A 23,204-nucleotide genomic window follows, 5' to 3' on the forward strand; every position below is an offset into this window, starting at 1 on the left:
CACAGTTCACTCAGGCGTCAGCTGTGCGTACGCAGCAGCGTCCGCATCGTCCGCATGGCCACCGACAGGTTGGCCAGGTCGAAGGCGTCCGAGCCCCGGATCTCGTCCAGCGTGGTGCGGGCACGGACCAGGATCGCGGCGTTCTTCTCCTCCCACGCCCGGTAGCGCTCCTCCGGCGTCGAGGTGCCGTTGCCGACGGAGAGGATGTCGGACGTGAGCGCCGCGTGGGCCGCGTAGAGGTCCTCGCGGATGGAGGCGCGGGCCATGGACTGCCAGCGGTCGGCGCGCGGCAGCTCGATGATCCGGTCCATCAGCTGGGTGATGTGCAGGCGGTCGCCGAGGTCGTAGTACACCTCGGCCACGTCCAGGTGCGCCTTGCCGGTGCGCTCCGCGACGGCCACGATGTCCAGCGCCGGGAAGACGGAGGAGAACCCCGCCACCCGCACGGCCAGGTCGTCCGGCACCCCGGCGGCCACCAGCTCGTCGTGGATGGAACGCCACCACTCGCTGTCGGCGCCCTTGAGCAGCTTGGGCAGCTCGAACCAGACCGCGGCCACGCCGTCCCGGAAGAAGTCGATGGTCTCGGCCAGCTGGAGCGGCTGCGGGCGGTTGTTGAGCAGCCAGCGCGTGCCGCGCTCGACCAGCCGGCGGCCGTGCAGCCGGATCCGGGTCTGGACGTCGGCCGCGACGCTGTTGTCGAGGGATTCGACGGCGTCCCAGACCCGGCCCAGGCCGAAGATCTCCCGGGCCGCGGTCTGCGCCCGGACGATCTCCTCCAGCGAGGCGCCCGTCTCCTCGCGCAGACGGTGCAGGAACGTCGAGCCACCGCTGTTGACCGTGTCGTTGACCAGGACGGTCGTGACGATCTCCCGGCGCAGCGCGTGGGTGTCGATCTGCTCGCCGTAGGAGGTGCGCAGCGCCTCCGGGAAGTAGGCGTAGAGCAGCCGCTCCAGGTACGGGTCGTCGGGGAGCTCGGTGCCCAGCAGCTCCTCGGCGGTGGTGATCTTGATGTAGGCGAGCAGGACCGCCAGCTCGGGCTGGGTCAGCCCGCGGCCGGCGGAGAGCCGCTCGCGGATCTGCCGGTCGTTGGGCAGGAACTCCAGGGCCCGGTCCAGGTGCCCGTCGCGGGTCAGCCTGCGCATGATCCGCTGGTGGGCGTGGAGCAGGCTGGGGGCCTGGGCGACGGCGTTGGCCAGGGCCACGTTCTGCGCGTAGTTGTTGCGCAGGACCAGCTCGCCGACCTCGTCCGTCATCTCCGCGAGGAGCTTGTTGCGCTGCTTGACGGTCATGTCGCCTTCCGCGACCAGGCCGTTCAGCAGGACCTTGATGTTCACCTCGTGGTCGGAGGTGTCCACACCGGCGCTGTTGTCGATCGCGTCGGTGTTGATCCGGCCGCCGGTGGACTCCGGGCCACCGGACAGGGCGAACTCGATCCGGCCGAGCTGGGTCAGACCGAGGTTGCCGCCCTCGCCGACGACCTTGACCCGGAGGTCCTGGCCGTCGACGCGGATCGCGTCGTTCGCCTTGTCGCCCACGTCCGTGTGCGACTCGGTGGACGCCTTCGCGTAGGTGCCGATGCCGCCGTTCCACAGCAGGTCGACCGGGGCGCTGAGGATCGCCTTCATCAGCTCGGCGGGGGTCATCTTGGTGACGCCCGCCTCGATGCCGAGGGCGGCCCGCACCTGCGCGTTGACCGGGATCGACTTGGCCGTACGGGGGTGGATGCCACCGCCCGCCGACAGCAGCTCGGCGTTGTAGTCGGCCCAGGAGGAGCGGGGCAGCTCGAACAGCCGGCGGCGCTCGGCGTAGGAGACGGCCGCGTCGGGCGTGGGGTCGAGGAAGATGTGCCGGTGGTCGAAGGCGGCGACCAGGCGGATGTGCTCGGAGAGCAGCATGCCGTTGCCGAAGACGTCACCGGACATGTCACCGACGCCGACGACCGTGAAGTCCTCGGTCTGGGTGTTGTGGCCCAGCTCCCGGAAGTGGCGCTTGACCGACTCCCAGGCGCCGCGGGCGGTGATGCCCATGCCCTTGTGGTCGTAGCCGGCCGAGCCGCCGGAGGCGAAGGCGTCGCCCAGCCAGAAGCCGTAGGACTCCGCGACCTCGTTGGCGATGTCGGAGAACGTGGCGGTGCCCTTGTCGGCGGCGACCACCAGATAGGTGTCGTCCCCGTCGTGGCGCACGACGTCCTTCGGCGGCACGACCTCGCCGCCGACCATGTTGTCGGTGATGTCGAGCAGACCGGAGATGAAGGTCTTGTACGAGGCGATGCCCTCGGCCAGCCAGGCGTCACGGTCCAGGGACGGGTCCGGGAGCCGCTTGCCGACGAAGCCGCCCTTGGCGCCGACGGGCACGATGACGGTGTTCTTCACCATCTGGGCCTTGACCAGGCCGAGGACCTCGGTGCGGAAGTCCTCGCGCCGGTCGGACCAGCGCAGACCGCCGCGCGCGACCTTGCCGAAGCGCAGGTGCACACCCTCGACGCGCGGGGAGTAGACCCAGATCTCGTACGCGGGGCGCGGAGCCGGCAGGTCGGGGATGGCCTGCGGGTCGAGCTTGATGGAGAGATACGGGTGCGGGGCGCCGACGAGGCCCGCCGCGTCACCGCCCGAGCCGACGCGCCGGCCCTTCCCGTCGCTTCCCGAGCCGACGCGCTGGCCCCTCCCGTCGCTTCCCGAGCCGACGCGCTGGCCCCTCCCGTCGCTTCCCTCGCTGACGCGCTGGAAGTGATTGGTGCGCAGGGTGGCCTTGATGACCGTGAGGAAGGCCCGCAGGATGCGGTCCTCGTCCAGGCTCGCGACCTGGTCCAGGGCGCCGTCCAGCTCCTCCAGGAGCCCGTCGGTCAGCTCGCGGCCGGCCCGCTGGAGCGCGGGCGACATCCGGGCCTCGAACAGGTTGACCAGCAGCCGGGTGGTGTGGACGTTGGTGCTGAGGGTGTCCTCCATGTACGCCTGGCTGAACGGCGAACCGGCCTGCCGCAAGTACTTGGCGTAGGCCCGGAGCACCATGGCCTGGCGCCAGTCGAGGCCGGCCTTCAGCACGAGCATGTTGAAGTTGTCGTTCTCCGCCTCGCCGGTCCAGACGGCCGCGAACGCCTCCTGGAAGCGGGTGCGCGCGTCGTCGCCCTCGGTCCGGTCGGGCATCCGCAGACCGAAGTCGTAGATCCAGGCGGTCGTCCGGTCGGAGCAGCGCAGCTCGTACGGGCGCTCGTCGACGACCTCGACGCCGAGCCGGTGGAGGACCGGCAGGACGGCGGAGAGCGAGACGGGCTCACCGGTGCGGTAGATCTTGAAGCGGCGCTCGCCGGGGCCCGCGCCGACCGGCTCGTAGAGGCTCAGCTCGAAGTCGCGGTCACCGCCGGCCGTGGTCAGCTTCTCCAGGTGACCGAGGTCGGAGACGGCGCTGCGGGGGCTGTGGTCCGCCTTGTAGCCCTCGGGGAACGCCTGGCCGTAGCGGCGCAGCAGCTCGGCGGCGCGCTCCTCGCCGACCTCGGCGGTCAGCGTCTCGGCGAAGCCGTCCGCCCAGGAGCGGGCGGCCTCGACCAGGCGGGCCTCGATGCGGTCGACGTCGGCGTCCGTGAGGTCGGACAGGGTGGCGCCGGGCTCGACGCGGACGACGAAATGCAGCCGGGAGAGGACCGACTCGGTGTTCCACGCGGTGAAGTCGACGCTGGTGCCGCCGAGCTCCTCCTTGAGGATGTCGATCAGGCGCAGCCGGACGCCCGTGGTGTAGCGGTCGCGCGGGAGGTAGACCAGGGCGGAGTAGTAGCGCCCGTAGGTCTCCTGGCGGAGGAAGAGCCGCAGCCGGCGGCGCTCCTGGAGGTAGAGCACGCTGGTCGCGACGGCCCGCAGCTGGTCGGCCGGGGTCTGGAACAGCTCGTCGCGCGGGTACGTCTCCAGGATCTGGAGCAGGTCGCGGCCGTCGTGGCTGTCCGGGGTGAAGCCGGCGTCGGCCAGGACCTGGGCGACCTTACGGCGGACGACGGGCACGCGGCGCACGGACTCGGTGTACGCGGCGGAGGAGAACAGGCCGAGGAAGCGGCGCTCGCCGGTGACGTTGCCGTCGGCGTCGAACTTCTTCACCCCGACGTAGTCGAGGTAGGAGGGGCGGTGCACGGTGGCGCGGCTGTTGGCCTTGGTGAGGACGAGCAGCTTGTGCTCACGGGCCTTGGCGCGGGCGTCGGCGGGCAGCCGGTTGAAGGACGGCGACGCCGGGCCGGTGAGGTGGGCGCGGCCGGGACCCGCGTGGTGACCCTCGCCGTGGTGCGTGGGGTCGGAGCGCAGGATGCCGAGGCCGGTGCCGGGGACGGCGCTGAGCACGTCCTCCTCGCCGCTCTCGGTGGAGATCTTCGCCAGCTCGTACTCGCGGTAGCCGAGGAAGGTGAAGTGGTCGGCGGCGAGCCAGCGCAGCAGCTCGTGGGCCTCCTCCACCTCGGACGCGGGGACGTCGGCCGGGGCCGGCTCGGCGGGCAGGCCGTCGGCGATGCGCTGCGCGGCGTCGCGCATCTTCTCCCAGTCCTCGACGGCCTCGCGGACGTCGGAGAGGACCCGGAGCAGATCCGCGGCGATCTGCTTGAGGTCACCGCGGTCGGTCTCACGGTCGATCTCGACGTGGATCCAGGACTCGGTGACGGCGTCGTGCGGCAGCGCGGCGTCCTTGCCGTTGCCGTGGGCGTCGCAGTTGGAGCCGATGATCTCCAGCAGGCGGCCGGTGACGTCACGGCGGACGATGACCTGCGGGTGGATCACGACGTGGATGCCGCGGCCCTGCCGGGAGAGCTCGTTGGTGACGGAGTCGACCAGGAAGGGCATGTCGTCGGTGACGACCTCGACCACGGAGTGGCTGCACGTCCAGCCGTTCTCCTCGACCGTCGGGGTGTGCACCCGGACGTTCGCGGTGCCCTGCGGCCGGTTCTCGGCGAGCCGGTAGTGCGAGAGCGCGGCGCCGAAGACGTCGACCGGGTCCCGGCCGCTGAGGTCCTCGGGCGCGGTGTGCAGGTAATAGCGCTGGAGGTACGCGGTCAGGGTCTCGGGATCGAGGCCGCCCTCGCCCTTCGGCCCAGTCGGTTGCTGCCCCCCTGCCGGGCTGTTCTCAGCGACACGAGCCGCCCGTTCGAGCAGCTCGGCCTTGGCTTCGTCCAGCTTGGTCTGCATGTCCTCTGGCTCCTGTCGCGCGCCGTTGCGTGACATAGGTGGTGGAGGCATCACGCCACGACACGGGGTCTCCGGTCGTCTTCGACGTTATGCCGGAATGAGAGGTGGCCGGGCCGTTCTCGACGAACTTCGTCGGACGTGCCGGGCTCGGGGAATCAGCGGCGGCCCGGGGGCGGTGGCACTCCGGGCGCAGGGCAGGAGCGCCGTCGCCCCTGCTGGATATCGCGCTGATCACCTGGTAAGGCTATCGCTCTTCCCCGGGGAACCGTCATGAGCCGTTTGTGTACAAAACCCGGGCCGGAACTTTGACGGTCTGGACAGCGACGCGGCCCGACCGCCCGTACTTCCTTCCGCACAACCGTCCGCACCTGCGCTTTCTCCCGATTCGCCCCCTCGGCCGCCGCCCGTCCGCCGCCCGTCGGGTGGCCGTCAGGCGCCCGGCGGGTGGCCGTCGGGTGCCCGTCGGGTGGCCCGCTCAGCGCGCGGGCCGGCTCCGTCCGGCGAGCCGCGCCGCCTCCTCGACCGCCTCGGCGAGGCTGTCCACGACGGGCACCCCGGCCGCCGTCAGACCGGCCCGGCTGTGCGATCCGCCGGTGTACAGCACCGCGTGGGCGCCCACATGGGCGGCCGCGACCGCGTCGTCCAGGGCGTCGCCGATGACGACGGTGCGCTCCGCGGGTATGCCGTCGAGCCCGGCGAGATGGCGCGCCATGTGCTCCGCCTTGCTGCCGCCCGAGGGGCCGGTGCGACCGTCGACGCGGGTGAACCGGCGCTCGATGCCGAAGCCCCGCACCAACGGCACGAGCTCGTCATGGCCGTACATGGACATGATCGACTGGGTGCCGCCGGACGTCTGCCAGTCCTCCAGCAGCTCCTCGGCGCCGTCCGCGAGGCGGCAGCCGAGGTGATGGTCCAGGTAGTGGCGCTGGAAGACCCGGTCCATGTGGTCCCACTCGGCCTCGGTGGGCAGCCGGCCGAGCAGCCGCTCGTAGAACTTCGGGATCGGGACGCAGTACAGCTCGCGGTACCGCTCCAGGGTGATCGGCTCCAGGCCGATCTCGGCGAAGGCGGCGTTGGTCGCCGCCATGACCGCGTCGAGGTCGTGAAAGAGCGTGCCGTTCCAGTCCCAGACGATGTGTGCCACGTGCTTCCCCATGACCAAGACCGTACCGACAGGGTCCGACAGCGCTGCCCCGGGCCGCCCCGGGCCGTTCCGGACGGTTCCGTACCGCCCGGACGCGCCGTCAGACCAGGTTCGGGATCTCCTGGACGCCGAACCACATCAGCTCGTGGTCCTCGGCGCCGTCCACCGTGAACTGCGCGTCGTCGTCACCCTGGTCCGCGGCGCCGAGGGCGGCCGCGGCGGCGGTGACGTCCGCCTCCGCGTCGCCGGAGTCGACGTGCACGGCCGCGGCCTTGGCCAGCGGCACCGCGGCGGCCAGCCGGACCTCGCCGATCGCGGCCTGGTCCAGGCCGCGGTCCGGGTCGGCCACGGCCGCGCCGTCGGCCACGTCGAGCGCGACGACCACCCGGCGGCGAGCGGCGGCCGGGTCGGCGGCGAGGAGGCGCAGGGAGGCCGCGGCGGCCCTGCCGAGGGCCGCGTACTCCAGCTCCTCGACGTCGTCCGACAGATACCACTCGCGCAGGGCGGGGGTGACGGCGTAGGCGTCCAGCGGGGCCGGGCCCAGCTGTCCGGTCTTGTGCGCCTCGGCGAGACCGGGGAGGGTCAGGGGGACGTAGACGCGCATGACAGCCGCTTTCCTGAGGGTCCTGGGGGCGTGCGCCGAGGACGTGAACCGTGCTGCCAGCATACGGGCGCGAGTCCCCCTTCGAAGTGCCGGGAGCCCCCGCCCGGGCGCGTCCCACGAGCCCGCCCGAGCACGCTCCGCCGCAGGTCGTGGGGTGCGCGCCGGACCCCCTTCCCCCTGATAGGCGAAAGACCGCCGACCGGCCGCCGCCACCCTCCCGCCCTTGTCGCCCCCGGACGCCGCCGATAGAAGATCACCGACGGAAGTTACCGCCCGGTATAGGCCGGGCCCGGCATCACGGGGGCGATCCGCATGCACCGGTCCACCAGGTCCACCGGCTCCACCAGGCCCGCCGCACCGGGCGGCGGCCGGAGCGCGCCGCCGCGGCGCACCGACGGCGTACGCCCGGACGGCGGACGGCCCGGCGCCGGGCGGCCCCGGCCGGACGCCGCGGCCCGCCGCCGCGAGCGCGAGCGGCTGCCGCGCTACTGGTTCGCCGAACGCCTCCTGCTCACCCTGAGCGGCCAGCGGCCGGTCCACTGGATGCTCGGCCACACCCTCGGCGCCGCCTACGACCAGCTCGCCGCGCTCGCCCCGCAGGCCCCGCTGCGGCCCGCGCCACCGGCCCGTACACCGGCCGTCCGGCGCTGCGACGAGTTCCGGCCCCGGCCCGGGGTGATCGAGGCGTTCGCCCGGATCTCCTCCGGGGAACGGCTGCACGCCCTCGCCTTCCGGCTGGAGCGGGGCCAGGACCTCCGGTGGCGCTGCTCGGCCGTCGAGCTGGCCGGCGCCCGCGCCTGAGCCCGCGGGGCGGGAAACGCGCGAGGCGGGGGCGGCACACCCGTCAGGTGTCCCGCCCCCGCCCCGGCGGAGGTGTTACTTCTTGCGGCGGCGGCCGCCGCTGTTCTTCTGCGCCTTACGGCGCTCAGCGCGGGTCAGGCCGTCCGCCGAGGAGCGGGTCGGGCCGTCCTCGAAGTCGCCCTCGACGACACCGCCCTCGCCGTCCACCGTGGGGGCCGAGAAGTGCAGCCGGTCGGGCCGCTGCGGGGCGTCCAGGCCCTTGGCGCGGATCTCCGGGCGGGCACCGGCCGGCACCGCGTCCTGGACGTCCTTCTCCAGCGACGGGCCGGCGTCCTGGACCGGGACCTCCTCCAGCTGCTGGTCGACCTGGACCTCCAGGTTGAACAGATAGCCGACGGACTCCTCCTTGATGCCCTCCATCATGGCCGTGAACATGTCGTAGCCCTCACGCTGGTACTCCACCAGGGGGTCCTTCTGGGCCATGGCGCGCAAGCCGATGCCCTCCTGGAGGTAGTCCATCTCGTAGAGGTGCTCACGCCACTTGCGGTCCAGGACCGACAGCACGACACGGCGCTCCAGCTCACGCATGATGTCGGAGCCCAGCTGCTCCTCGCGGGCCGCGTACTGCTCGTAGATGTCGTCCTTGATGGACTCGGCGATGAACTCCGCGGTGATGCCCGCGCGGTCGCCCGCCGCCTCCTCCAGCTCCTCGACGGTGACCTTCACCGGGTAGAGCTGCTTGAAGGCGCTCCACAGCCGGTCCAGGTCCCACTCCTCCGCGAAGCCCTCGACGGTCTCCTGCCGGATGTAGTCGTCGATGGTGTCGTCCATGAAGTGCTTGACCTGCTCGTGCAGGTCCTCGCCCTCCAGGACGCGGCGGCGCTCGCCGTAGATGACCTCGCGCTGGCGGTTGAGCACCTCGTCGTACTTCAGGACGTTCTTACGCGTCTCGAAGTTCTGCTGCTCGACCTGGGACTGCGCGGAGGCGATGGCCCGGGTGACCATCTTGTTCTCGATCGGCACGTCGTCGGGCACATTGGCCATGGCCATGACCCGCTCGACCATCTGGGCCTTGAACAGGCGCATCAGGTCGTCGCCCAGCGAGAGGTAGAACCGGGACTCGCCCGGGTCGCCCTGACGGCCGGAACGGCCGCGCAGCTGGTTGTCGATGCGGCGGGACTCGTGGCGCTCGGTGCCGAGGACGTAGAGCCCGCCGAGCGACTTGACCTCCTCGAACTCCGCCTTGACCGCGGCCTCGGCACGCTCCAGGGCGGAGGGCAGCGAGGCCGCCCACTCCTCGACGTGCTCCACCGGGTCCAGGCCCAGCTGGCGCAGCTCGGCCTCGGCCAGGTCGTCGGGGTTGCCGCCGAGCTTGATGTCCGTACCGCGGCCGGCCATGTTGGTGGCGACGGTGACGGCGCCCTTACGGCCGGCCTGGGCGACGATCGACGCCTCCCGGTCGTGCTGCTTGGCGTTGAGCACCTCGTGCTGGATGCCGCGCTTGGCGAGCTGCTGCGAGAGGTACTCGGACTTCTCGACCGAGGTGGTGCCGACGAGGATCGGCTGGCCCTTCTCGTGCTTCTCCGCGATGTCGTCGACGACCGCGTCGAACTTGGCGACCTCGGTGCGGTAGATGAGGTCGGACTGGTCCTTGCGGACCATCGGGCGGTTGGTCGGGATGGGGACCACGCCGAGCTTGTAGATCTGGTGGAACTCGGCGGCCTCGGTCATCGCCGTACCGGTCATGCCGGAGAGCTTGCCGTAGAGGCGGAAGAAGTTCTGCAGGGTGATCGTGGCGAGGGTCTGGTTCTCGTCCTTGATGTCCACCCCTTCCTTCGCCTCGATCGCCTGGTGCATGCCCTCGTTGTAGCGGCGGCCGGCGAGGATACGGCCGGTGTGCTCGTCGACGATCATGACTTCGCCGTCCATGACGACGTAGTCCTTGTCCTTCTTGAACAGTTCCTTCGCCTTGATGGCGTTGTTCAGATAGCCGACGAGGGGGGTGTTGACCGACTCGTAGAGGTTGTCGATGCCCAGCCAGTCCTCGACCTTGCCGACGCCGGCCTCGTGGATGGCGACGGTGCGCTTCTTCTCGTCGACCTCGTAGTCGCCGGTCTCCTCGACGCCCTTCTGGGGGTTCGCCGGCTCGCCCTTGGTGAGGCGGGTGACCAGCTTGGCGAAGTCGCCGTACCACTTGGTGGCCTGGTCGGCCGGGCCGGAGATGATCAGCGGCGTACGGGCCTCGTCGACCAGGATGGAGTCGACCTCGTCGACCACCGCGAAGTTGTGGCCGCGCTGCACCAGCTCGTCCTGCGACCACGCCATGTTGTCGCGGAGGTAGTCGAAGCCGAATTCGTTGTTGGTGCCGTACGTGATGTCGCAGTTGTACATCTCGCGGCGCTGGGCCGGGGTCATGTTGGCGAGGATGCAGCCGACCGACAGGCCGAGGAACTTGTGCACCCGGCCCATCAGCTCGGAGTCGCGCTCCGCCAGATAGTCGTTGACCGTGATCAGGTGCACGCCCTTGCCCGACAGGGCGTTCAGATACGTGGGGAGGGTGCCGACGAGGGTCTTGCCCTCACCGGTCTTCATCTCCGCGACGTAACCGAGGTGCAGGGCGGCGCCGCCCATCAGCTGGACGTCGTAGTGGCGCTGGCCGAGGACGCGCTTGGCCGCCTCGCGGACGGTCGCGAACGCCTCCGGCAGCAGGTCGTCCAGGCTCTCGCCGTCGGCGTAGCGCTGCTTGTACTCGTCGGTCAGGGCCCGCAGCTCGGCATCGGAGAGCGTGAGGAAGTCTTCCTCGATGGAATTGACCTGGTCCGCGATGCGGTGCAGCTTGCGCAGGATCTTGCCTTCTCCTGCACGCATGATCTTGCCGAAGACGGACACGTAGGCTGACTCCTTGCCGGTCGGGCCTGGCACTGGGCTCACCCCCGGCCGCGAGGCAGGGGAAGAGTGCGCGGGCACGACGGGACAGTCCCCGCCGCAACGGCCATCGTAAGCGAGGACCCCGCCGCGCCGGGAGGTCCGTCAGGGGCCGGTCCCGCTGTCACCCGCAAGGGGAACGAACGACCCGGTCCCAAGGTGCCGGGCGGGGGAAAACCGGAAGCTACCCGGCAAAGCCCTCCCTAGACTCCGTTCATGGAGCCCATAACCCTCACCACAGAGCGTCTGGTGCTGCGCCCGCTCACGCCGCCGGACGCCGACGCGGTGCACGCGGCCTGCCAGGATCCCGAGATCCCGCGCTGGACCGAGGTGCCCTCCCCCTACACCCGGGAGGACGCCCGCGAGTACATCGAGGAGACCTGCCCGAACGGCTGGCGGGACGACTCCCTGTACAACTTCGGCACCTTCACCCGGGACGGCGGCCGCCTCGTCGGGTCGATCGCCCTGCTGCGCCTGGCGCTGCTGCGCGCACCCGAGCGGCAGGCCGAGATCGGCTACTGGACGGCGAAGGAGGCCCGCGGCCACGGCTACACCGCGGAGGCGGGCGCGGCGGTGGCCCGCTGGGCGTTCGGCGACCTGGGCGTGGAGCGGCTGCTGTGGGTCGCCGAGACGGGGAACGAGGGCTCCCGCGCCGTCGCCCGGAAGCTGGGGTTCACGATGGAGGGCACCCTGCGCTCGGCGCTGCTCCGCGGCGGCACCCGGCGCGACGCCTGGGCCGGCGCGCTGCTCCCCTCGGACCTCGGACTGCCACAGCGAACCCCCTACCTGCCGTTCTCCGGGCGCGACCGGTCCGCGTGAGGCGCTGTCAGTGGCCGCCCCTAAGGTGATCGCATGGTCTCCCGGATGACAACTCCCGCCCAGGCGAAGGGGCGTACGCCCGAGGCACGGCTCTCCGCCGACGAGGCGCGGCGCCTGGCGCTGCGGGCCCAGGGCCTGCTCGGCGCCCCGGACCGGCGGGGCGGGGCGCGCGGCGTGCTGCGGCGGCTGGGGGCGGTCCAGCTGGACACCATCTCGGTGCTCGCCCGCTCCCACGAGCTGGTGCCGTACGCCCGGCTGGGCGCCGTCGGCCGCGCCGAGGTCGAGGCCGCGTACTGGACGCCGCGCCCGGCCGGCGCGCCCACCTCCCACCCGCACGGCTTCGAGTACTGGTCGCACGCCGCGTGCGTCCTTCCCATCGAGGAGTGGCCGCACTTCGCCTTCCGGCGGCGGGCCTTCCAGGCCCGGGGGCACCGCTGGCATGTGATGGAGGACGCCGAGCGCTCCTGCGCGGCCGTCCGCGACCGGCTGACGGCCGAGGGCCCGCTGACGGCCACCGAGCTGGGCGGCGCCAAGAACGGCGGCGAGTGGTACGACTGGTCCGAGACGAAGATCGCGGTCGAGTGGCTGCTCGACACCGGCGAGGTCGTCTGCACCGAGCGGCGCGGCTGGAAGCGGGTGTACGACCTGGCGGAGCGCGCCGTGCCGGACGCCCTCTTCCACGACGACCTCGACGACGCCGAGTGCATGCGGAGGCTGGTCGCGCAGGCGGGCGCGGCGATGGGCGTCGCCACCCGGGCGGATCTCGCGGACTACCACCGGCTCAAGGCCGAGCAGGTGGACGCGGTGATCGAGGGCACCGGACTGGTGCCGGTGGAGGTCGAGGGCTGGTCCCGGCCGGCCTGGGCGGACCCCGCGGCGCTGGCCGCCCCGGTCCGGGGCCGCCATCGCACGACACTGCTGTCGCCCTTCGACTCGCTGATCTGGGACCGGCCCCGCACCGAGCGTATCTTCGGCTTCACCCACCGGCTGGAGGCGTACACCCCGAAGGCCAGGCGGGTGCACGGCTATTTCGCGATGCCGCTGCTCACGGGCGGACGGCTGGCCGGCCGGGTGGACCCCGGCCGGGAGGGGCGGACGCTCGTGGCCCGGCAGGTCTCACTGGACGGCGTCAAGGCCGTGGCGCCCATGGCCCAGGCGTTGCGGGAGGCGGCCGAGTGGGTGGGCTGCGACTCCGTCCGGATCGAGCGCTGCGACGACGCGCGCCTGGCCGCCGAGCTGGTCACCGCCCTGGGCTGACGGCCCGGCGGCCGGCCGGGGCCGGTCGCGGCGCGGCCGTCAGCGGATCTCCAGGATCTTCTCCCGCATCGCGTAGACCACCGCTTCCATCCTGGAGTGCAGCTGGAGCTTCTCCAGGATGTTGCGGACGTGGTTCTTCACGGTGTTCTCGGAGATGAACAACTCCTTGGCGATGTCGCGGTTGTTCATCCCGGTGGCGACGAGCTTGAGGACCTCCAGCTCACGGTCGGTGAGCCGGGGCGCCGGCACCAGTCGGCGCTCGTCGGTGCGCTGGATCATCGATTTGAACTCGGTCAGCAGCTTGGACGCCATCGAGGGACTGATCTGCGACTGGCCGTCGGCGACCGCCCGGATCGCGGTCGCGACCTCGTCGGTGGAGATCTCCTTGAGGAGATAGCCCGTCGCGCCGGCCTTGATGGCGTCGTAGAGGTCGGCCTCCTCGTCGCTGATCGTCAGCATGATGATCTTCGCGCTGGGGGCCACCTCCTTGATGGAGGTGCACGCCTCGATGCCGCCGCGCCGGGGCATCCTGACGTCCATCAGGACGATGTCGGGAAGCAGGTCGGCGGCCTTGTCCACGGCCTCCGCGCCGTCCCCGGCCTCGCCCACGACCTGGATGTCCTCCTCGTGGGCGAGGACGATCTCCAGTCCCCGGCGGAAGAGCGCGTGGTCGTCGACGACCAGGACCCGGATGGGCTCCTCCCGCGCGCCGCCCCTGTCCTCACAGGTGGCCTCGTCGTCCTCGCCGGGCACGAGCACGGGCCCGAACCTGTCCGCCATCGTTCCTCCCCCTGGAGACCCCTGAAGGCTTGGAGCCCCTCGCGGTGGTTGCACAGTGTTACGTCCGCCCCAACCGGTTTCGGCGGACCGGTGGTTGGCCGCACGGTCATGATTTCACGGCGGGCGGCCGAGCGGTGCTGCCACGTCGCACGAGGGTGCCCCGGGAGCGCCGGGGCGCTCCGAGGGCACCGTTCACGGAGGGGCGGGCCCGCGCCGTGGAGGGCGCCGGGCCTGCCACGGGTCAGCCGCCGAGCGCTCCGCCGGCACCGCCGGGTTCCGCCTCGAAGAGCGGGTCGGCGTTCAGCCGGATGACGCCGTAGTCGTAGGCGTGCCGGCGGTAGACGACGCTGGGCATCTTGGACTCGGAGTCGACGAACAGATAGAAGTCGTGACCGACCAACTCCATCTCGTAGAGCGCCTGGTCGAGGGTGATCGGGGCGGCGGTGTGGGTCTTCTCGCGCACCACCAGGGGGCCTTCGCCCCGCACCTCCAGCGACCCCATGTGGGTCACCGGAACGCCGTCCATCGACTGCTCCGCGACGAGTTCACCGGTGTCGGTGAGCTCCGCGGCCCCGATCACGGTCGACGCGACGTCACTCGCGGGAATGCGTCCGTTGCCCCTGCGGGCGTGACGCTTGTCGTTCTGCTTGCGCAGCCGCGCTTCCAGCTTGCTGTGCGCCAGGTCCAGCGCGGCGTACGGATCGGCGGCCGCGGCTTCCGCCCGGATCACGGGGCCTCGGGACCGCACGGTGATCTCGACTCGGTCGGAGCGGTCGGCCTGCCTGGGGTTGGGCTCCTTGGACACCTCGACGTCGAGGCTGATCACCTTGCCGTCGAGCTTCTGGATCTTGTCCAGCTTCAGCTTCTCGGCCACGTGCTTGCGAAAGCGCTCGGGCACCTCGGTCTTGCGGCCTTTGACGACGATGTCCACGCAGAACTCCGTTCCCGGATCGCCCCGCCGAAGGTGCGGAGCGCATCCCTCTTGCATCAAGCTCCGGGGATACCCGGAGCCACCGACTTGGCGGTTTCACCTCCTCCTCCCCCATCGACAAGATCTACATCCCATCGACTTCAAGCTTCCGTGAAAGCGCACGAAACGCGCCATTCGGAGATATGAGGCATAGCCCTTGCCATTCCTCACAACCGAACATATCTCGCCCGGACTCCTGTCGGTAGCCCCTACCGGGACGTACCTCCATTCAGGTGTTTTCCTGCGCTTTACTTAAGTAACGAGCGCCGTTCCGTCTCCGTTCCTGCCCCTTCCCGATCAGTGCCGATCGATGCCCGCCGGCCCCCTCAGGGGCGCCCGGCCCCCTCAGGGGCGCCCGGCGCGGCCGGGGCCGTCCGGCGCGCTCGGCCCCGGGCCCGGCCCGCTCTCCCCGAAGGCACGCGCGGGAGCGGCCACCACGGCCGCGCCCAGCACCCTCCCGCCTGCCCGGGAGAGCGCGCGGGACGCCTCGGCCAGCGAGGCACCCGTCGTCATCAGATCGTCCACCGGCACCACCGGTCCTTGCACCGTCAACCACCGCTCCCCACCCCGGACCACCTCCAGCGCACCGGCCACATTGGCCCGGCGCTGCCGGGCGTCGAGCCCGGACTGATCGGCCACGGGCCTGCGCTGCCGCAGCAGCGGCGCGACCCGGGCGTCCGCACCCGCCCCCCGCAGCGCCCGCGCGGCGGCCAGCGCGATCCTGCGCGCCGGGTCGTGCCCCCGCGCCGCGACGGCCCGCCGGGCCGAGGGCACGGGCACGAGCAGCAGCGGCCCGCGGACCGGACCGGCGGCGGCCGTACGCGCGCCGGGGGCGGGCCCGCGCTCCTCCGCGCCGCCGGGCACCACCGGATCCACGAGGAGCGCCCGGGTCACCGAGCGCACCGCCCCCGCCAGGGCTGCCCCCAGGGGCCCCGCGAGCCCCAGCGCGCCTCTCTCCTTATGGGCGAGCAGCACCGATCGCACCCTGCCGCCGTACGCCGACGCCGCGTGCACGACGGGCAGCCCGGCGGGCGCCGGATCCGGCCGCACGGGACGCGCCGCGCGCCCGTCGAGGGCCTCGCGGCACCCTTCGCAGAGCGGGGACCGCTCTCGGCCGCACCCCGCGCAGTCGACCGGCAGAACCAGTCCGGTGATCTCCTGCCACCACCCGCGCATAGACCTACTGTCGCGCCGGGCGGCGACCCCCGCCACCCCTGTGGAAAACTCCCGCCGCGCCTACCGCCTGCCACAGGGGCCCCAGCGGCATCAGGGCATCAGGGCTCACCCCGGATAGACCGGCGCGGACCCTTCCTTGGCCACCAGCTTCCAGTTCGTGTCCGGCATCAGCCGTACGATCCCGCCGTCCCCCTCGGCCACCAGCGCCGACGCCTTGGACGCGGTCTCCGACGCGGCCACGCCCCGCACCCCGGTGATGCCCGGCAGCCCGGACGCGTTCGACAGCGAGCCGTCGGTCTCGACGTACTGCAGCTGCTGGAGCCCGCCCTGTTCGCGGCCCGCCACCAGCAACCTGCTGCCACCGGCCCAGGACACCGCGTCCACCTGCTCCAACCGGGGCGCGACGGAGCGCAGTTCCTGCACCGACAGACTCGCCCGGCCGGCGGTGCCGCGCCGCTCGACCCGGCCCAGCTTCAGCGTCGTACGGTCGTCCTTGGTCACCAGCAGCGCGATCCGCACCCCGTCGGCGGCCACCCGCAGCCCGGTGATCCGCCCGCCGTCGAGCCGGGGCACCTGGACCTCCTCCGGAGTGCCCGTGCCGCCCGGCAGCCTCAGCAGCCGCGGCCGCTCAAGGTCCTGGTCCGCGACCCACAGATCGCCGAGACCGTCCCAACTGGGCGTCGTCAGACCCGCCTTCGCACCGCCCCGGGCCGTCACCCGGGGCTCGCCCGCCGAGGCGCCCGGCGTCATCTCGGCCACGTACAGCGCCTGGCCGCCGGCCGCCACGGCCGCCGCGCGCAGCTGCTTCCGGTCCACGGCGACGGACCTCAGCTGCGCGCCGCCGTCGGCGCCGAACGGGCCCGGCACCCGGCGCGGGTCCTCGTCGCCGTCGACCAGGCTCACCACCCGGTGCTGCGCGTCGACGAAGTACTGCTGGTCGGGGCGGCTCGCGCTCTGCACCGGCGCGTAGGAGTGCGCCTGGTCCCGGCTCAGCACGCACAGCTGCGAGCCGTCCCCGCGCAGCAGCGAGACCTGGCTGACCTTGGCCGACTGGTCCTGGACGGTGAACAGCAGCTGGGCGGCCATCCGCCGGCACTGCTCCTCGTTCGTCCCGGCCGCCCAGCCGTCGATGCGGACCTTCAGGGCGTTGGAGTCGTCGAGGGAGAGCCGCTGGTCGACCACGCGCGTCCCCGTGGGGAAGGCCGTGGTGGCCACCGGGTCGAGCCAGCTCGTCGGGCCGTCCAGCAGCGCCTTCACCGTGGACGTCACGGGGTCTATGCGCTTGCGCAGATAGACGGGGTCGGCGACGAGCATGTCCCGGCCCTTCTCCTTGCCGGCCGCGCCCAGCTCCGCGAAGTAGTACTTGTTGACCGACCGGTAAATACGCTGGAAGTCGGCGGCACCCAGCACCAGCCCGGGCGGCGCCGCGTCGATGCGCCACTCGCCGTCCTCCCGCGCCAGGTGGATCCGCTCCTGGTACGAGCGCTCCTCCGGCTTGTAGGCGTGCCGCGCGTCGATCGTGGCCACCTGCTTGCCGACCAGCGTGACGGTGTAGTCCTCCTCCCGGTCGCCGCTGCGCTCCACGTGCACCTGCGGCGCGTCGGCGAGCACCACGGTCTTCGCCCCCGGGTTCCAGGCCCGCTTCTCGCTCTTGGCCAGGTACATCCGGGCCGTCTCGTAATCCGGGTCGTCGCTGGTCGTCGCCTCCAGGAAGCCCGTCACCAGATCCTGCGGCTGCTCGCTCTTGTGCGGCGGCACGCCGTAGACCCGCACCTGCGAATCCGCGTCGGCGCGCTGCGAGGAGTCGACCGGGGTCACCTCTCCGCTGTCCGGCATCGAGGCGCACCCCGCCAGCAGCACACCGCTGAGCGCGAGCGCGCCGAGCCCCGCCGCGCCACGGCGCGACCTGCGTTCAGCGCCCACGCGCCTGCCCCTCACGTTCGGTCCGGGCCTCGGTGCGCCCCTCGCCCCCGGTCTCGCTCCCGGCGGCCCCGGACGCCTTCTCCGGCCGCTCCGCCTTGTCGAAAGGCGTACCGCCCGGGCGCGGCACGACCCGCGCACCGCTGCCCGGCAGCGCCGTGAGGTCCACGGTCGGCGTGGCCCGCGTCTGCGCCGGTACGGGCGAGGGGCCCGGCGGCGCGGGCGGCACCGCGGTGGCACCGCCCCGGCCCGACACGGCGAGCGGCACACCGGCCTCGTTCATCCCGCGGTTGCGCCGCGAGTCGTCCGGCTCCAGCGGGATCGGCGAACCGCGCAGCGTGTCGCCGGCCGTGCGCGGCAGCGTCAGCCGGAACTGCGAGCCGCCGCCCGGCTCGCCCCACGCCTGGAGCCAGCCACCGTGCAGCCGGGCGTCCTCCACCGCGATCGACAGGCCGAGGCCGGTGCCCCCGGTGGTCCGGGCGCGCGCGGGATCGGCCCGCCAGAAGCGGTTGAACACGCGCGTCGCCTCGCCGGGCTTCAGCCCCACGCCGTAGTCGCGCACCGCGACCGCGACGGCACCGCCGGCGGCCGCCAGTCGTACGACCACGTCCCGGCCCTCACCGTGCTCGACGGCGTTGACCACGAGATTGCGCAGCACCCGCTCGACGCGGCGGGAGTCCGCCTCCGCCACGACGGGCTGCTCACCACCGGTCACGATCAGCTTGGTGCCCTTGCGCTCGGCCAGCGGGAGCGCGCCGTCCACGACCCGGTGCACCACGTCGCGCAGGTCGACCGGCTCGGCCTCCAGGGCCGCCGCGCCCGCGTCGAACCGGCTGATCTCCAGCAGGTCGGCCAGCAGCGACTCGAAGCGGTCCACCTGCCCGTAGAGCAGCTCGGCGGAGCGCGCGGTGACGGGGTCGAAGTCCTCCCGCGCCTCGTGGATGACCTCCGCGGCCATCCTTACGGTCGTCAGGGGCGTGCGCAGCTCGTGCGAGACGTCCGAGACGAAGCGGCGCTGCATCCGTGACAGCTGCTCCAGCTGCTGGATCTTGACCTGGAGATTCTGCGCCATCTTGTTGAAGGCTTCACCCAGACGGGCGATGTCGTCCTCGCCGGTGACCTTCATCCGCTCCTGGAGCACGCCGGCCGCGAGCCGCTCGGAGATGCTCGCCGCCATCCTTACGGGCGTGACGATCTGCCGCACCACGAGCCAGGCGATGGCCCCCAGCAGCACCACCACGAACACCCCGGCGGTCAGCAGGGTGCCCTTGACCAGCTTGAGGGACTTCTCCTCCTGCGTGTACGGGAAGAGGTAGTAGAGCTGGTACGCCTTGCCGTCAGGCCCGTACATCCGCTTGCCGACGACCAGGGCGGGCTCGCCCTCGTCGGCCGCACTGTGCTTGATCGACGCGGAGCGCTCCAGGGCCCCGGTCTTCAGGTCGAGCTGCTTGCGCAGGTCGACGGGGATGCTGTGCTCGGGATCGAGATCGCCGGACGCGCGCGGGCCGCGCGCGCCCACGGCCGAGGTGTCACCGCCGCCGGAGCTGAGCGCCACCACGTGGTAGACACCCTGGCCGCCGCTGGCGAGCTGCTGGACGAGCCCGGTCAGCCAGGCGCCCGTGTCACGGCCGCCGGACTGCGAGCCGTCCTGGCCACCACCGCCCCGGCTGTCGCTCACGGTGTCGGCGGCGTCCCGGGCGGCCTTGAAGCCGCCCTCGGCCTGACTCTGCGAGGCGTGCCGCTTGGCTTCGAGCAGGCCGTTGCGCACCTGCCCGATGACCACGACGCCGAGCAGGAGCACCACGCCGAGGGACATCAGCAGGGTGGTGGCGACCACCCTCAGCTGGATATTGCGCCGCCACAGCCGCATCGCGGGCAGCAGCGGACGCCGCACCCACCGCACGTACAGCCTCAGGACCGGGTGCACCGGTCCCGACGCCGCGCCGTCGGGCAGCTGCCTGGCGGCGCGCCACAGCCGCCGCAGGAGAGATATACCGCCCGCCGTGTCGACGGGCCGCCCCACGCCCCGCTCCGGAGCGGCACCGTTGCCCGACATGTCAGCTCGGCCCGGCCTTGTAGCCCACACCGCGCACGGTCACGACGATCTCCGGCCGCTCGGGGTCCTTCTCGACCTTCGAGCGCAGCCGCTGCACATGCACATTGACCAGGCGGGTGTCCGCCGCGTGGCGGTAGCCCCACACCTGCTCCAGGAGCACCTCGCGGGTGAACACCTGCCACGGCTTGCGGGCGAGCGCGACGAGGAGGTCGAACTCCAGCGGGGTCAGCGCGATCGACTGCCCCTCGCGCTTGACGGAGTGCCCGGCCACGTCGATGACCAGGTCGCCGATGGTCAGCTGCTCCGGCGCCGGCTCCTCCGACCGGCGCAGACGGGCCCGGATACGGGCCACCAGCTCCTTCGGCTTGAACGGCTTGATGATGTAGTCGTCCGCACCGGATTCCAGTCCGACGACCACGTCGACCGTGTCGCTCTTCGCGGTCAGCATGACGATCGGCACGCCCGACTCCGCCCGGATGAGACGGCACACTTCGATGCCGTCCCTGCCGGGCAGCATCAGGTCGAGCAGCACAAGATCTGGTTTGGCCTCACGAAAAGCAGCAAGTGCCTTGTCGCCGTCCGCTACGAACGACGGCTCGAAACCCTCACCACGCAGCACAATGCCGAGCATCTCGGCCAGTGCGGTGTCGTCGTCGACGACAAGGACGCGTCCCTTCATATCGACATCATCCCATTTTCGCATCCGGCTCATAGAGCCGGGTGACCCACCTCACGTGTTGTGAGTGGCATACATCGGTGTGTCCCGTTGACCCGGAACACCTTCGGCACCTCGCGCCGGCTGCGGAAATCGCACGGGGGGATCAGCCGGATATCCTCCCAAGTCCCGTCCGGGACCTGGCACAGAGCTCCGCGAGACCGGTCCGCGTGACCGGGGACACCACCCCGGTCTCGGTGACGATCGCCGTCACCAATTCCGGTGGTGTGACATCGAACGCAGGGTTGTACGCCTGGGTGCCCAGCGGTGCGACCGGCACCCCCGTGCCCGCCTGCGCCCCCGCGGCGGGGAGCACGGCGAACTCCGTCACCTCGTGTCCGGGCCGCTGTTCCACCTCGATGGCCGCCCCCTCGGCGGTGCCGAGGTCCACCGTCGTGCGCGGCGCCACCACGATGAAGGGCACATGGTGGTAGCGCGCCAGCACCGCCAGCGGATAGCTGCCCACCTTGTTGGCCACGGAGCCGTCCGCCGCGATCCGGTCCGCCCCGATCAGCACCGCGTCGACCTCGCCGGCCGCGAAGAGGGAACCGGCCGCGTTGTCGGTGAGCAGCGTGTACGCCATGCCGGCCCGGGCCGCCTCGTACGCGGTGAGCCGGGCGCCCTGGAGCAGGGGACGCGTCTCGTCCACCCACAGCCGCCTCAGCTGCCCCACGCCGTGTGCCGCGCCGGCCACCGCCAGCGCGGTGCCTTCGCCGCCGGACACCAGGGCGCCGGTGTTGCAGTGGGTCAGCAGCCGGTACCCCCCGCCGGGCAGGAGCTCTTCCAGCAGCGCCAGGCCGTGGGCCGCCATGCGGGCACTGTCCTCGGCGTCCTCGCGGTGCAGGGCCCGCGCCTCGGCGAGGGCAGCCGCCGCGGCTCCCCCGGCGTCCGCGCCCGCCTTGACCGCCTCCTGGTACGCCCGCTGGGCGCGGCGCACCCCGTGGGCGAGGTTGACGGCCGTCGGGCGGGCGTGGGCGAGCAGATCGGCGGCGTCGTCCACCTGGAAGCCCCGCACGGCCGCGAGCGCGACCCCGTAGGCCCCCGCGATGCCCAGCAGGGGCGCGCCGCGCACGGCGAGCGTACGGATCGCGTCGACCAGGGCGGGCACGTCCGTGCACCGCAGCTCGACCTCCTCCACGGGAAGCCGCCGCTGATCGAGGAGCACGAGCACGGGCCCTTCCGGCGGCTCCTCCCAGCGGAGCGCGGGCACGGCGGGGAGTCCGGCGGATTCCGTGGTTGCCACGTACTGATCAGCCATCCGTCCAGTCTGCCCGCCGCGCTCCCACTATTGAAGGTCGCCTCCGGGTTCCTCCCCCGTACGAGCCCGTCCCCCGGCCCACCGGAGGGGCGGTACGGGCCCCTCCGGTGGTGTTCCGCACCGTGACACGATGGCTGGGCGATCCGCCCGGCCGCCGCACCGGCGAGCGGGCCAGCGAGAAGGAGTCACCGACCATGAACGACACTCCGGGCCGGAACTCGCCCGGGACATCCCCCTCCGACGAGCCCCGCCCGGCCGTTCCGGAGGAGTCCGCGCCCACGGACGGGACCCCCGGCCCGGACGAGGCCGCGCGCTCCTCGCGGTGGGCCCCGCAGCAGCCGCCCGGAGGGCAGTGGTCCACCCCGGCCGCGGGCCCGCCCCCACCGGGGCGCCCTCCCCGGCAACGCGCCCACAGCGGCGGCCAGGGCCCCGGTGGGGCAGGTCAGAGCCCCGGTGGCGCGGGGCAGGGCGGCGGCTGGGGTCCACGCGGCGGCTGGGCGGCCACGCCGGCGGCGCCGCAGCCCGGGGTGATCCCGTTGCGCCCGCTGGCCGTCGGTGAGCTCATCGAGGGCACGCTGCACACCGTCCGCCGGAACTGGCGCCCGGTCCTCGGGATCTCCCTGACCCTCGCACTCGGCACCCAGGCCGCGGCGACGGTGGTGGCGGGCCTGTGGTTCCGCGACGTGGCCGCGCTGGACCCGGCCGACGCGGAGGACGCCGAGGCGCTGCTGAGGAACATAGGCGAGAACCTGGGGGGCACGAGTGCCGCGTGGTTCCTCAGCCTTCTGGGTTCGATCGTCGCCACGGCTCTGCTGACGGTCATCGTCAGCCGGGCGGTTCTGGGGCGTACGACGTCGGTGGGCGAGGCGTGGCGGAGCGCCCGGCCGCAGCTGGCCCGGATGTGCGGGCTGATGGTGATGCTGCCGTTGCTGATCGCGGCGGTCTTCACGGTGGGTACGGGCCCGGGGCTCCTCCTCTCGTACTCCGGTTCGTCGGGCCTGGAGCCTCCGGGTCTGGCGCTGACACTGCTGGGCGGCCTGGCGGCGGCCGTGGCGGGTACGTGGCTGTGGATCCGTTACTGCCTGGCGGCGCCGGCGCTGATGCTGGAGAAGCAGGGCGTGCTCGCGTCCATGCGGCGTTCGGCGAAGCTGGTGCGGGGCGCATGGTGGCGGGTCTTCGGTGTCCAGCTGCTGGCGATGGTGCTGACTTTCACCATCTCGATGATCGCGCAGATCCCGGTGTCGATCGTTGAGGCGATCTTCGGCGACGCGGGCACGAGCGGCCAGGTGGGCTGGACGGAGCTCGTGATCGCGGGCATCGGCGCGGTCATTAGCTCGACCATCACCTTCCCTCTTACGGCGAGCATGACGGCGCTGCTGTACATGGATCAGCGGATCCGCCGTGAGTCGCTCGACGTGGAGCTCGCACGGGCGGCAGAGGCGTAGGAGCCGGCACAAAAGAATCGGGGCCGGTTTCCGTCTCCCCTCCGCAGAGGAGGAGACGGAAACCGGCCCCGAATTCATTCAATGAGCTCTGAACGCAATGGGCTCTGAACGCAAAAATGCCTCAGGCCCCGAGTGAAAACTCGGGGCCTGAGGCTAAAAATTGTTCGGCGGCGTCCTACTC

At 72.1% G+C, this 23,204-nt stretch carries 15 protein-coding genes; 4 read left to right on the plus strand and 11 right to left on the minus strand.

Going from position 1 to position 23,204, the window contains the following annotated elements; genetic code table 11:
• Nucleotides 1–17 precede the first annotated feature (17 nt).
• From AF335_RS35385 to AF335_RS04940, 3 genes are all read right to left on the minus strand, one after another.
• The gene (locus AF335_RS35385; RefSeq protein ID WP_228773540.1) at nt 18–5,153 is read right to left on the minus strand and encodes an NAD-glutamate dehydrogenase; all 5,136 of its coding nucleotides are present in this window, start codon (nt 5,151–5,153) and stop codon (nt 18–20) included.
• 475 nt (nt 5,154–5,628) lie between these two features.
• Nucleotides 5,629–6,309, minus strand: a complete 681-nt coding sequence (locus AF335_RS04935) for an HAD family hydrolase (RefSeq protein WP_102916943.1) — start codon at nt 6,307–6,309, stop codon at nt 5,629–5,631.
• Nucleotides 6,310–6,397: 88 nt separating this feature from the next.
• Complete coding sequence (locus AF335_RS04940) at nt 6,398–6,901, minus strand: DUF6912 family protein (RefSeq protein ID WP_102916944.1); 504 nt, start codon at nt 6,899–6,901, stop codon at nt 6,398–6,400.
• Nucleotides 6,902–7,213: 312 nt separating this feature from the next.
• Between AF335_RS04940 and AF335_RS04945 the strand changes: the two genes are divergently transcribed.
• Complete coding sequence (locus AF335_RS04945) at nt 7,214–7,702, plus strand: Rv3235 family protein (RefSeq protein ID WP_221505792.1); 489 nt, start codon at nt 7,214–7,216, stop codon at nt 7,700–7,702.
• 75 nt (nt 7,703–7,777) lie between these two features.
• Here the strand turns inward: AF335_RS04945 and secA are convergent, their stop codons facing one another.
• Nucleotides 7,778–10,591 carry a preprotein translocase subunit SecA gene (gene secA / locus AF335_RS04950; protein ID WP_102916945.1) on the minus strand — a complete coding sequence of 938 codons (2,814 nt, stop codon included), beginning with the start codon at nt 10,589–10,591 and terminating at the stop codon, nt 7,778–7,780.
• Nucleotides 10,592–10,843: 252 nt separating this feature from the next.
• On the opposite strand from secA, the gene AF335_RS04955 reads away from it, so the two are divergent.
• Together AF335_RS04955 and AF335_RS04960 are read left to right on the plus strand one after the other, a co-directional pair.
• Nucleotides 10,844–11,446, plus strand: a complete 603-nt coding sequence (locus tag AF335_RS04955; RefSeq protein WP_102916946.1) for a GNAT family N-acetyltransferase — start codon at nt 10,844–10,846, stop codon at nt 11,444–11,446.
• Nucleotides 11,447–11,491: 45 nt separating this feature from the next.
• On the plus strand, nt 11,492–12,703 hold the full coding sequence (locus tag AF335_RS04960; protein ID WP_102917064.1) for a winged helix-turn-helix domain-containing protein: 1,212 nt from the start codon (nt 11,492–11,494) through the stop codon (nt 12,701–12,703).
• Between the two features lie 39 nt (nt 12,704–12,742).
• Here the strand turns inward: AF335_RS04960 and AF335_RS04965 are convergent, their stop codons facing one another.
• From AF335_RS04965 to mtnA, 7 genes are all read right to left on the minus strand, one after another.
• Nucleotides 12,743–13,483, minus strand: a complete 741-nt coding sequence (locus AF335_RS04965) for a response regulator (RefSeq protein ID WP_102916947.1) — start codon at nt 13,481–13,483, stop codon at nt 12,743–12,745.
• 241 nt (nt 13,484–13,724) lie between these two features.
• Nucleotides 13,725–14,414, minus strand: a complete 690-nt coding sequence (hpf, locus tag AF335_RS04970; RefSeq protein ID WP_376697880.1) for a ribosome hibernation-promoting factor, HPF/YfiA family — start codon at nt 14,412–14,414, stop codon at nt 13,725–13,727.
• A 384-nt stretch (nt 14,415–14,798) separates the two neighbouring features.
• Complete coding sequence (locus AF335_RS04975; protein WP_102917065.1) at nt 14,799–15,629, minus strand: ComF family protein; 831 nt, start codon at nt 15,627–15,629, stop codon at nt 14,799–14,801.
• A 105-nt stretch (nt 15,630–15,734) separates the two neighbouring features.
• Entirely contained in the window at nt 15,735–17,552 is a 1,818-nt protein-coding gene (locus AF335_RS04980; protein ID WP_244926909.1) for an LpqB family beta-propeller domain-containing protein, read from the minus strand.
• The gene (mtrB, locus tag AF335_RS04985) at nt 17,542–19,605 is read right to left on the minus strand and encodes an MtrAB system histidine kinase MtrB (protein ID WP_102916949.1); all 2,064 of its coding nucleotides are present in this window, start codon (nt 19,603–19,605) and stop codon (nt 17,542–17,544) included. Before mtrB ends, AF335_RS04980 begins: the two co-directional genes overlap by 11 nt.
• A gap of 1 nt (nt 19,606) precedes the next feature.
• Nucleotides 19,607–20,284, minus strand: coding sequence for a two-component system response regulator MtrA (gene mtrA / locus AF335_RS04990; RefSeq protein ID WP_087927880.1), 678 nt, complete (start codon nt 20,282–20,284; stop codon nt 19,607–19,609).
• Nucleotides 20,285–20,426: 142 nt separating this feature from the next.
• Complete coding sequence (gene mtnA / locus AF335_RS04995; protein ID WP_102916950.1) at nt 20,427–21,578, minus strand: S-methyl-5-thioribose-1-phosphate isomerase; 1,152 nt, start codon at nt 21,576–21,578, stop codon at nt 20,427–20,429.
• 194 nt (nt 21,579–21,772) lie between these two features.
• Between mtnA and AF335_RS05000 the strand changes: the two genes are divergently transcribed.
• A complete protein-coding gene (locus AF335_RS05000) occupies nt 21,773–23,023 on the plus strand; it encodes a DUF7847 domain-containing protein (RefSeq protein ID WP_102917067.1) in 1,251 nt (416 codons plus the stop codon).
• The last annotated feature ends 181 nt before the right edge of the window (nt 23,024–23,204 follow it).

It is taken from the genome of Streptomyces eurocidicus (genome assembly GCF_002891295.1).
In the GTDB taxonomy this organism is placed as follows: domain Bacteria; phylum Actinomycetota; class Actinomycetes; order Streptomycetales; family Streptomycetaceae; genus Streptomyces; species Streptomyces eurocidicus.